At 52.5% G+C, this 10,689-nt stretch carries 9 protein-coding genes; 8 read left to right on the forward strand and 1 reads right to left on the reverse strand.

Annotation, left to right across the window (positions count from 1 at the left end; genetic code table 11):
• Positions 1-20: 20 nt before the first annotated feature.
• Positions 21-830 (reverse strand): hypothetical protein, encoded by an 810-nt coding sequence (locus ACIQ20_RS14330; protein WP_395781443.1) that lies wholly within the window; start codon positions 828-830, stop codon positions 21-23.
• Positions 831-1,140: 310 nt separating this feature from the next.
• On the opposite strand from ACIQ20_RS14330, the gene ACIQ20_RS14335 reads away from it, so the two are divergent.
• The 8 genes from ACIQ20_RS14335 (at position 1,141) to ACIQ20_RS14370 (ending at position 10,202) form a co-directional block, all read left to right on the forward strand.
• Positions 1,141-1,374, forward strand: coding sequence for a type II toxin-antitoxin system RelE/ParE family toxin (locus ACIQ20_RS14335; protein WP_395781445.1), 234 nt, complete (start codon positions 1,141-1,143; stop codon positions 1,372-1,374).
• On the forward strand, positions 1,283-1,528 hold the full coding sequence (locus tag ACIQ20_RS14340; protein WP_395781447.1) for a type II toxin-antitoxin system RelE/ParE family toxin: 246 nt from the start codon (positions 1,283-1,285) through the stop codon (positions 1,526-1,528). The genes ACIQ20_RS14335 and ACIQ20_RS14340 overlap by 92 nt, the downstream gene beginning before the upstream one ends.
• Positions 1,525-1,845 (forward strand): helix-turn-helix domain-containing protein, encoded by a 321-nt coding sequence (locus ACIQ20_RS14345; protein WP_395781449.1) that lies wholly within the window; start codon positions 1,525-1,527, stop codon positions 1,843-1,845. The genes ACIQ20_RS14340 and ACIQ20_RS14345 overlap by 4 nt, the downstream gene beginning before the upstream one ends.
• Positions 1,846-2,111: 266 nt before the next feature.
• Complete coding sequence (locus ACIQ20_RS14350; protein ID WP_395781451.1) at positions 2,112-2,528, forward strand: Arm DNA-binding domain-containing protein; 417 nt, start codon at positions 2,112-2,114, stop codon at positions 2,526-2,528.
• Between the two features lie 1,063 nt (positions 2,529-3,591).
• Positions 3,592-6,450, forward strand: coding sequence for a TonB-dependent receptor domain-containing protein (locus ACIQ20_RS14355; protein WP_395781453.1), 2,859 nt, complete (start codon positions 3,592-3,594; stop codon positions 6,448-6,450).
• Between the two features lie 99 nt (positions 6,451-6,549).
• Positions 6,550-8,025, forward strand: coding sequence for a putative basic amino acid antiporter YfcC (yfcC, locus tag ACIQ20_RS14360; protein WP_395781455.1), 1,476 nt, complete (start codon positions 6,550-6,552; stop codon positions 8,023-8,025).
• Positions 8,022-9,311 carry a cyanophycinase gene (locus ACIQ20_RS14365; protein WP_395781457.1) on the forward strand — a complete coding sequence of 430 codons (1,290 nt, stop codon included), beginning with the start codon at positions 8,022-8,024 and terminating at the stop codon, positions 9,309-9,311. The genes yfcC and ACIQ20_RS14365 overlap by 4 nt, the downstream gene beginning before the upstream one ends.
• Positions 9,312-10,202: an isoaspartyl peptidase/L-asparaginase family protein gene (locus tag ACIQ20_RS14370; RefSeq protein ID WP_395781459.1), complete on the forward strand. Its 891-nt coding sequence runs from the start codon at positions 9,312-9,314 to the stop codon at positions 10,200-10,202. It abuts the gene before it with no gap.
• Positions 10,203-10,689 lie beyond the last annotated feature (487 nt).

A 10,689-nucleotide genomic window follows, 5' to 3' on the forward strand; every position in this document is an offset into this window, starting at 1 on the left:
GTGTCGGGGCGGCAGCCTAGTCATTTCTTCTTTGGCAACTCCTTAAGCCACTCGAGGCTTCCGTCAGTTTGGGCCCATGCGAAGCCATATAGATCGACGTAGGCTTCCGCTTCATCCTTGCCGCCAAGGGTATAAAAACCCCGGCTCGGTTTGATAGATGGCGCGGGACGCGTCAGTTCTGTTCCTATATGCGAATTGGCTAACATAGCCTCGGATTTAACAAGAGAAAGCGCTTTACTTTTCTCGCCCGCCCGCAGTGCCATCAAGACCCTTGTCCAAGACAGAAAAGCGCTTTGCTCATCTTCATGCTTAGCCAAGAGTGCGTCAACTCGTGTGTCATCGCCTTGATGTAACAACCACGACAAAAGCGGATAACGAAGACCCTGATTATCGCCTGGATTAAGAAGAAGCATCTCTTCAAGTTCTGCGATTGCATCCTCGCGTAGCCCGCATCTCCAAAGATGATGGCTCAGCCGTTCGCGCGCCCGCATGTAGGGACGTGTTTCATGAAAGCCCCAGAAGTGGCCGGCAAACTCTTCAAAGCCCTTTGGCCCGAGACTCAATGCGCCCGCCGCAACGGCGCGCGTGAGGTAGCCGCCAGTTTCGTCAGGGGTTAACCCAGAGGCATCGGCTAAGATTGTCCAAGCGTCTGCGCAAAAGGGCGACAATTTAAGTGCCCTGAGTGCCAAAGCCTTCCGACTGCGAGCGTCGCGTGCCTCCCAGGCGTCATAAACAAGGAGCTGTGCACGCCTCAGTGCGGGATCTTCCGGGCTCAAACTCTTTTTCAGCGCTAGTTGTTCAAGTGCTGCCACATCGGGCAGCTTGTCCATCTGGTTAGCTTTCGGCCCCTTTGGTCGCGCTGCGGCTTTGCCTATTTGAGCGTTTTTAGATGATGCCATAGCTTCATTTCTAGGATCATATCGACATGGTGTCGATAGTTAATTTTGGATTTCTCACTCACTTTGCCGCTCGACCTATATCCCTCCTTGGTCATCCTTCGTCTCTCTTGACAGCTGCTGGCAAAGAGCAGGTCGCGGCGATTTGGATCTAGAAGGATAGGAAGCCAAATATTGATTGTGACTATCTGAAGATCAACTTGCACCCCTTGAAAATTCCCGCACCTAGTGCTATCCTTCAATCATGGTGTATACTCCAATCTCCCGCGCTTTCAAAACCATATGGTTCGCCAAAGCGGCGAAAAAAGCGCGGATTGACGATGACGAGCTATGGAATGCTATTGAGCAAGCAAGGCTGGGCCAAGCCGACGACTTGGGCGGGGCGGGTGTTCAAGAAACGGTTGGCGGGCAATCGGTATCGGTCAATCCTTTTGGCAAAGGGCGGCACATTTTGGGTTTATTCCTACCTTTTTGCTAAAAAGGATCGCGACAACATTGATGATGGTGAGTTGAAGGCCTTTCGCGACCTCGCCAAAATCTATGCAGGCATGAGCGAGAGCCAAGTTGAGGCGCAAATTGACGATGGCCATTGGATTGAGATTAAACAACCTGATAAGGATCAAGTGACATGAGTAAGAAAGCCTACAAGAGTGACGCTTTTGAAGCTGTCTACACCTCTGCCCAAGCGCTTCTGCGCACGGGCGTAATCGACAAAGCGACCATGCGCAATTTTGACAGTGCGTGCCTGACGGTTCCCGCACCCTATGCGCCGCACGACATTCAAAAGCTGCGCGAAACCAATAAGGTGAGCCAGCCCGTGTTTGCCCGCTATCTCAACACCAGCGAGTCCACGATCGAGAAGTGGGAAACAGGGGCCAAACGCCCCAGCGGCATGGCGTTGAAGCTATTGAGCTTGGTTGAGAAGCACGGGCTAGAAGTCTTGGCTTAAAGCGCTGCTCTGCGACCTGAAATTTGGACCATTCGGAATTGGAGTTTTTGGTGTAATTATGCTTGGCAGGACGAGAGAGCCGAAAAAGTGTCCGTCAAATCGTTTCAATAGCGCTCGATTTTTCGCTAATTATCTGATATATTGAATTTTCTTGTCGGAGGAGTGTGGCGGACAGTTTCGAAGTGTTTCGTTCTAGGGCCTCCAAAATGTGGGTATTTCGTCGGTACAGGCATGCAGGTTTTCAATTGTCGCTCGGGTGATGTGTCATGCCGGGTTTAAGAAACAAGCTAAAGGCGGCATCGCTCAAGTCCATTTCTGCGCCTGGCAAGCACGCAGATGGAGGTGGTCTTTATTTGCAAGTGACCAAGCATCCGGTTGCCGGCAATTTGCGGAAGTCATGGATCGTGCGGTATCGCGCGGCGACCGGAAAACTGCGCGAGATGGGCATTGGCAGCTTTGAAGATGTAAGCCTCGCCAACGCACGAGAGAAGGCGGAGCGCATTCGCCATGAAGTTCGCGAAGGCAATGATGCCGTCGAAGTTCGTGCTGAAGCCAAGCAAGAAGCGATACGCAGTCGCGCGGCTGCAATGACTTTCGCGCAATGTGCTGAGGCCTATTTGAACGCCCACCAAAGCAGCTTGGCTAGAGCATGCAAATCGTTAGCCAGTTGCGGCGGCGATTGACCAACTTCTGCATTGGCTGCTGGCCATAGTTTGTATGGCGGCCATGCGCGGCATAATAGAGTGCTAGGGCCGATGAGAACTTCAGTAGGAAGAGACACAATTTAAGTTAGACCTACTTTTGGGATTCATGCACTAGGCCCACAAGCGCGTAGACCATCGAGTTTCGCAGCGCTTGTGGGCCGTCTTCAAATGAGGAATGATCTTTAATCAATCTGGCAGCGCAGAATCTAGGTGGCTGTTCAGGGCCATCAAAATGGTTTGCTTCGGACAGATCGCAGTCCTGCCAAATTGCCAATCCACTTGGACAAAATTGCCAAGTGTTTGGACATTGTTGCCAAGGATTATTGTCACTTGAGACATGCAAACCAATCCACTGCCGTCTACATCGACGATTGACCACAGCTGGCCGATAACGGAAGGGCGGGTTTGGCGTCTAAACTTGGGAAAGCGGACGAAGATAGGTCAAAACTGCGCCTAAGCTTTTCAGCTAGCAGCCCACTTTGTATGCGCTGGGCATTTTTAAGCCAGCCACTTGCAATACTGACGTAACCGCAGATTGCTTATTGAGTTGTCGACAACCCCCGTTGCCAGGTGACTTCGGAGTGTCAAAACGGTGATTTGGCTCGCACAGGTCAGCTTCTGTTTAGCTGCTGACATGCTGCAATCTGAACAAGAGCGCTCAAAAGTTGTGCAATCAAAATTATGGATCGACTTGGACGCGCGATGTTGTGTGCGTGTATTGACATTTCCAGATATCTGCGATCCATTCCTGTTAATTAGTTCGCTGGAATGAAGAAAAAGCATGACCTGCCACCAAGTTCTTAACAGGCGATCGGTGCAATATCACCTCGCCGAGTGGTTCGACGAATGAGCCTTGCCTCTGGTTATTGATAGCCATGGCGAGCCCCGCACGAATACCGATCCAGCCTCTATGATTAAAGTGCATGCTCGCCGCGATGGTGGGCGCGTGTTGGATATTCTTCAGGGCCGCTAATTCCTCCTAGCTTAAACCAAGAAACTGAAAAGTCGACGTGACGTGCGCGTCCGCGACGGAGACATTCCCATGAGAATCGACCATCTTGACCTGCGCGGTGTTCTGTCCGCACTACTTACTATGGGGATCGTCACCCCCGCAGCCGCCCAAACAGCCTCTCAATCAACTGGCCAATCAACTGGCCAGCCCGTTCAAGTTACAACTGCCATTCCAAGTGCCACAACACCGACAAGTGTGGCCGCAGAAGAGGTCATTGTTGTTGTTGGCACACGTATTCGCGGCATCAATCAAAATGGCCCCGTGCAGGCTATCCAAGTCACGCGCCAAGAGATACTTGAGTCTGGCGCTGTCAGCGTTGTTGAAGTGCTACAAGATTTACCGTCCACAGGCGGTGGTGACGGCACATTCTCAACCGCAACGGGCGGGCCATTGTCGTCTGACACTCCGGTTGGTGCCTCTAGTGTGTCGTTACGTGGGCTCGGTGCCAGCGCCACTTTGACCTTGATTAACGGTCGCCGCGCATCAGTTTCCGCTTTCGCACGCGGACAAGAATCCTTTATCGACGTCTCATCCTTACCTTTGGCAGTCGTGGAGCGGGTTGAGGTTCTACCAAGTGGTGCTTCGGCAATTTATGGGGCTGACGCTGTTGCGGGAGTGATCAATTATGTCCTGCGCAAAGACTTTGAAGGCTTAGAATTGTCGGCATCTTACGGCGATTCCACCGCCAAAACCGATGAAGGCCGAGCCAGCATCAATCTTGCTGCTGGCAAGCAATTTGGCAACCATCACTTCATGGGGGTCGTTGATTATTACAATCGCAACGCCTTCTATCTGCGCGACCGGATCCGCTCGCGCACCAGCGTTCGTCCCAGCCAACAAGGCATTTATCCCAGTTTCAATGACTTGTTCGCGATGCGCCTTGATCAAACCGAAGAACCAAATGATGGCGGCTGCCCAGCTTCGACTTTTAAGTCCGGTAACCTTGGTGAGTTTTGCGAGACCGACAATAACAGATTTGTTTCCGCTTCTGATGAGTTAGAATCGGTTGGTGGCCTGTTTGCCCATACGGCCACTTTTGGCGGCAACATCACATGGTCAAATCAACTCTTGTATTCGACCTCAACCAGTGCAGGCACAGGCTCTCCAGCCAACTTTTCGCGTGCGCCGATAGATCCAGAGAACCCAAATTTTCCCCAGACATTCAAGGACGAGTTGACGGCAGAAGCCCGCTTTAGCCGCTTTAGCTCGTTTAACCGCTTCCCAATTTTCATGTGGGGCAAGTTGCCACAATCACGCGCAGTTGAAGTCGAATCGACCAGTTTCCGCGCCACCTCGGTACTGGAATTTGAATTACAAAACGGCTGGAAACTTGAGGCTGGTCTTTTGTATGGTGGCAATAACCGCGAACAAAATGGCACTACTGGATTGGTCAAGTCCAAAGCCTTCTACGATACAAACCTTGGCAATTTATGCTCTGATGGCAGCATTGTGCGGCGCTGGGATGTGGATTTACGTCGTCCAAGTGCTCGCTATTTTGGCACAACATGCGAAAGCCAGGGCAAAACGACCCTTTGGTACAACCCGTTCAAAGCTCAAGAAAATCAGGCACCTGGCGTTAAAGAAGCGATTGAAACCAAAGCAAAACGAGAAGGCGAGTCGCGCATCAGCCAGATCGATTTTAGCGCCAATGGTGATTTGTTCAATCTCGGTGGCCGCATGGTCAAAGGCGCTTTCGGTATCGAGTTCCGCCAAGAGACGCTCAATGATACGCCCTCAGGTGACGCTATTGCAACAAGCCTAAACCCCGAACCCATCTTGGGCTTCTCTTCGACCAGCGCAATCGGTGAACGTAATCAATGGTCGGCTTATGGCGAACTTTATGTGCCCATCACGGATCGCTTTGATGTACAGCTTGCCGGACGTTACGATAATTATGACGACTTTGGTAGCGACTTTAACCCAAAGATTGCGCTACGTTGGCAGCCCATCGATAGCATCGGCTTCCGTGCCAATTACTCAACCTCGTTTAGAGCGCCGTCGCTGGCCCAAAGCGGGGCTGGAGTCTTGCTATCAAGCTACCGCGTCAGTTGCCTGAAAGTCCCTGCTGCTTGCAATAATAATGCAGCCGGAAGCGGCCAATCACTCTTAAGCGAAGACGTCGGCAACCTCGACCTTAAGGCTGAAAATGCGACAAGCTTTGGCGCGGGTTTCATCTTCAAACCAAACCGTGATTTTGAATTCCGCCTTGATTACTGGAATATCGAACACGAAGACCTGGTTGGCATTGACGAGGATGATTTCATCCGGCGGGCTCTTGCTGGTGGTTTCCCGGTTGTAGGCCCAGGCCTGTTGCCAACAGGCACACCCGGCGTGGAAGTGACAAACGGCTTTGTGTCGGATGCCCACTTCCAAATCACTAATCTTGGTTATCAAAAGACCGATGGTATTGACGTATCATTGACCTATTTTTTGCCAAAAATGGATATCGGTCAGTTCAGCTTTTTGTTTGATGCCTCCTATCTCATCAACTTTGATCGCCAAGCGTCTGCTGGAAGTGTCGTAGAGAAACTGGCGGGCGATTATCGCTATCCACAAACCTCAATGAGTACCAAGTTGCGCTGGCGTAACCAAGCATGGCGGGCGTCATTAACCGCCAAATATACCGGCGAATATCTTGATGATCCCGCGCCGCGGACGCTTGAAACTCTTGGCCTGCCCCTCAATGCCGACATTAGTGTTAAGCCAGCTGTCACATTTGACGGTAGCGTTGGGTATGACGTTTCCAAGCACTTGTCGCTGAACCTGAGTGTCCGCAACATTTTGGATGCAAAGCCACCTTTGGTGCTGGGTTCTTCATCCAATGTGGATCTTTTCAACCATGATTTGATCGGCCGTTTTGTGACGCTACGGGCAACATATAGCTTCTAACGCGCTTTCTCATCCAAGCCCCGTTATGTCGGGGCTTGGATACTTTTTCGTCGGGTATGCGCTGATCCTCCAAAGTCAGACCACGAATAGGATATTGTCATGAACCAACCTGAAAAGGTGCCATTGTCAGAACCGATGCGTATGCCTGATACGTTTCTAATCATCTTAATCCTTGCAATTATCGCTTATGCCGCAACCTTTGTGATTAGCCCCGGCGTCTTCACTTTGGATACTGGCGACCCGCCGCGCATTATTCCCGGTAGTTATCAAGAAGCTGGAGCGCCCGATGGTGCGCCTCTTTTTGGTACACAAGAAAACGTAGGTTTCCTAAATTTCCTATTTGAAGGCTTGGTTTCAGGTGGCCGGTCATCGGCCACGGTCGGGCTAATGGCTTTTATGTTGGTGATTGGTGGCGCTTTTGGCGTGATCATGCGGACAGGTACTGTGGACCGCGCACTAACGGCAGTCATGCCAAAAGAAGGTGCAAGCGGCGATGGCGTCATTGCCCTCATGTTTGTTGCATTTTCCTTGGCCGGCGCGGTTTTTGGCATGGGCGAAGAAGCTATTGCGATTAGTCTTGTGCTGGTTCCCGCCCTTATTAGGTCGGGCTATGACAGCATCACAGGGTTATTATGTTGCTATGTCGCCACTCAAGTTGGTTTTGCTACTTCATGGATGAACCCGTTTAGCGTGATTGTGGCCCAGTCCATCGCAGGGCTTCCGGTTATGTCGGGACTGGAATTTCGGGCAGTGATGTGGGTTGCGTTCACAGCGTTAGGCGCATTTTATGTTTGGCGCTACGCGCGCAAGGTCAGGCTCAATCCCGCCGTTTCAATCGCCCAAATGTCCGACGCCAAATGGGCCGACAAGCGCGAGGTAACCGCAGGACATGGCAAATTTGGGCTTGGCGATACTTTGATTATGCTAACCTTGTTGCTTGGTATCATCTGGGTTGGGTGGGGCGTTGTTGCCAAAGGCTATTATCTGGCCGAGATTGCCGCGCAATTCATGGCGGTGGGTTTGGTAGCCGGAGTTATCGGTCGGGTCTTTCGTCTTAACGGTGCCGATAGCAATGATCTTGTGGAAGCCTTCCGCGATGGCGCGGTCCAATTGGCACCTGCCGCTCTGATTGTTGCGGCCGCGAAGGGTATTGTTCTGCTGCTGGGTGGCGATAATCCAGCTGTCCCAAGTCTGCTCAATACATTGCTGCACGGTATGAGTGGGGTCACGGCAATCTTGCCTGATTGGGCAACCGCATGGGGCATGTACCTCTTCCAAACAATCATCAATTTCTTTATCGTTTCTGGCTCGGGACAAGCGGCTATCACCATGCCATTGATGGCGCCGCTGGCCGATCTCTCGGGCGTCACCCGCCAAACGGCGGTTTTGGCATTCCAGCTTGGTGATGGTTTGACCAATGTAGTCGTGCCAACGTCAGGGGCTTTGATGGGCTGCTTGGCAGCTGCAAGGCTCGATTTTACGCGCTGGATTGCCTTCTTCTGGCGGCCGATGGCGTTATTATTTGCACTTTCAAGCGTGTTTGTTTTGAGCGCGCATGCGATGGGGTTCTCATGAGACATTTAGTAAATGCCAGCGCGCTTATCGGCCTTAGCCTTGCACTTATGAGTCCCGTTGCGACTTTCGCCCAGTCGGCATCGACAGCAGGCTCACTCGTTATTGTCGGAGGCGCGTTGTCGCGCGACAATGAAGTCGTCCACCGCGCTTTCATCAGCCGTGCTGTGGGCAATAGGACGGCCCGATTTGCTATTATCCCTTCGGCATCTGGTGGACCGGCGGGAGCAGCAGATTCATTCAAGAAAACCCTCATCCGCTACGGTGTTCCCGCCAACCGCATCGACGTGGTCCATCTTGCGACCCAAGACGACCGAGATACGCCAAACGTGGACGAATCGCGGTGGGCCAACGCTAATAACCCTGCTGAGATTGCAAAGATCAACGCGGCGGGTGCCATCTGGTTTACTGGCGGTGATCAGGCCCGCACAATACGTCTGTTGTTAGCGCCCCAAACGGGTGCTGATACACCTATGTTAACTGCCATTCGCCAGCGCCTGATCAATGGTGCCGTTATTGGCGGTTCCAGTGCTGGTGCCGCGATTATGAGTCCCACAATGATTGCGCGTGGCGATAGCTTGCAAGCACTGCTGCAACCTACTCTGGCCAGTGCCGAAGATAGCGACATGGACGGTGGACCATTAGTGATGGCCCCAGGGCTAGGCTTTTTCCCCGGTAGTTTGGTGGATCAACATTTTGACCGCAAAGCCCGCCTCGGTCGTCTTGCGCGCGCACTAGCACTTCTACCAACACCGTCACGCATAGGCTTTGGCATCGATGAAGATACCGCGTTGGTGATCGATTTTAAAACCAACGAGGCAACATCAGTGGGTGCTGGTGGGGTCAGTGTGATTGACGCACGCACCGCGATTGCGCGCGAAACAAGCGGCCGATTTGGCGTAACGGGTATGTCGCTGTCTTACTTCGGCGGCGGCGACGGGCTCAATCTAACCACTCTAGCGGTAACGCCCGCTACCTACAAAAAGCCAACCCTTGGTCGCGAATATTACGATCATCCTGCGATGAATGGTGGTGGCATGGCGGTTCCCAATAATCGTGTGGACGAAGCCCTTGGCGTCGACTTGCTCGATAATAAAGTCGTCACGTCAATTAACCGGACGTCTTTTGATGGGTCGGGAAAAGGGATTGTCTACCGTTTTACGGAAACGCCACAATCGCAAGGCTGGTTTGGCAATGATGATGCAGGCAAAGGGCGTTACACGATCTCAAAAGTCCAATTTGATATTGATCCGGTGGATATCAGTATTTTACCCGCCGGAGTGCGCTAAATGAGTCATGGTAAATTTGGCGTCGCCATTCATGGCGGTGCGGGGGTTAATCCCGGGCAAGACTATCAAATTGTGGAGCGCGATCTGAACCTTTTGATCCACGCATGCCGTGATCGTTTGGCGGGGGGCGCTAGTGCTCTTGATGTGGTCGAATGGGTCATCGGCGAGATGGAGGGCTCGGGTTTTTATTGTGCGGGTCGGGGCTCAGGGCCGAATACCGATGGCATCTACGAGCTGGATGCGTCGATCATGGACGGCGCTCTGCGGCGTGCAGGAGGTGTTTGTGCGGTCCGCGATGTGGTCAGCCCGATTGCTGCGGCCCGCTTGGTTATGGAAAAGACCCCGCATGTTTTGCTTGCGGGCGCTGGTGCAAACGCTTTTTGTGAACGCCATGGGCTAGCGCATGTAACCGATCCCGGCACTTACTATGTGACCCCTATTGGCGTTCTCGACAGCGAAATTGCTCCGGCGGGCCAAACGCTTCGCACGCATGGAACCGTTGGGGCAGTTGCATTGGACTTAGCTGGAAATTTGGCCGCAGGAACGTCGACAGGAGGAACTTTTGGCAAATTACCTGGCCGGATCGGCGACACACCTATAGCAGGGCTGGGGACTTGGGCAGATAAAAAGGTCGCTATTTCGTGCACAGGTATTGGCGAGACGTTCATTCTCAGCGGTGGTGCGGGAAATGTTGCCGCAAGGATACTTTATGGACAAGGCACAGTCCAAACCGCCTCCGACGCCATGATCGCCGATGTTGGGGATCTCGGTGGCGATGGCGGGGTCATTGCCATTGATAGCGATGGGCAAGTATCATTCTCGTTTAATTCACCCGGCATGAAGCGCGCCTGTGCGGGAAGTGATTGCCCCACGATGATCGCAGTCTTTTAGAGCAGGTTTATGCCTCAACGAGACGGATGGAGCCTTCGACCACTCTGAAATGAGGGCATTTTCCTACTTCAGAGTGATGCAAGAAAGCTGGGAAAGGCTCTAAGCCGTCCAAGAGCCAAAAGCTGGCTTCGGCGCACGCACCGGATATCTGTTATTGAATTGATGGCGCTTTTTGCGCATTTTTTACCGGCACAAATCAAAGCCAAGCAGCTGCCTTCAGTCGTTACCATGTTGGTGTCCTGCACGTTCCTAGAATTATTCCTCCCTGAGACAAAGCAAAACCTTTAGCAAGAAAATGCCACGTGAATTATCGGTTTCGTCCGCTTTGGAAACCAACCAAAAAACCTTCAAGTGACCGGCTTTGTGAAGGGTTTCGGATGCCTCTTGGCGTACGAAAGTGTCCAGGGAACGAATCTTGGTTGTTGTCGGGTGGTGCTATGGGGATTTCGCCAAAGGTGGGGGTTGGGCGCGGGTTTTAGGGCCTTGG

This window comes from Aquidulcibacter sp. (assembly GCF_044346625.1).
In the GTDB taxonomy this organism is placed as follows: Bacteria; Pseudomonadota; Alphaproteobacteria; order Caulobacterales; family Aquidulcibacteraceae; genus Aquidulcibacter.

Coding starts and splice junctions, on each gene's coding strand:
- ACIQ20_RS14350 (WP_395781451.1), top strand. CDS start 2,112: ATGCCGGGTTTAAGAAACAAGCTAAAGGCGGCATCGCTCAAGTCCATT.
- ACIQ20_RS14370 (WP_395781459.1), top strand. CDS start 9,312: ATGAGTCATGGTAAATTTGGCGTCGCCATTCATGGCGGTGCGGGGGTT.
- ACIQ20_RS14355 (WP_395781453.1), top strand. CDS start 3,592: ATGAGAATCGACCATCTTGACCTGCGCGGTGTTCTGTCCGCACTACTT.
- ACIQ20_RS14345 (WP_395781449.1), top strand. CDS start 1,525: ATGAGTAAGAAAGCCTACAAGAGTGACGCTTTTGAAGCTGTCTACACC.
- yfcC (WP_395781455.1), top strand. CDS start 6,550: ATGAACCAACCTGAAAAGGTGCCATTGTCAGAACCGATGCGTATGCCT.
- ACIQ20_RS14330 (WP_395781443.1), bottom strand. CDS start 830: ATGGACAAGCTGCCCGATGTGGCAGCACTTGAACAACTAGCGCTGAAA.
- ACIQ20_RS14365 (WP_395781457.1), top strand. CDS start 8,022: ATGAGACATTTAGTAAATGCCAGCGCGCTTATCGGCCTTAGCCTTGCA.
- ACIQ20_RS14335 (WP_395781445.1), top strand. CDS start 1,141: ATGGTGTATACTCCAATCTCCCGCGCTTTCAAAACCATATGGTTCGCC.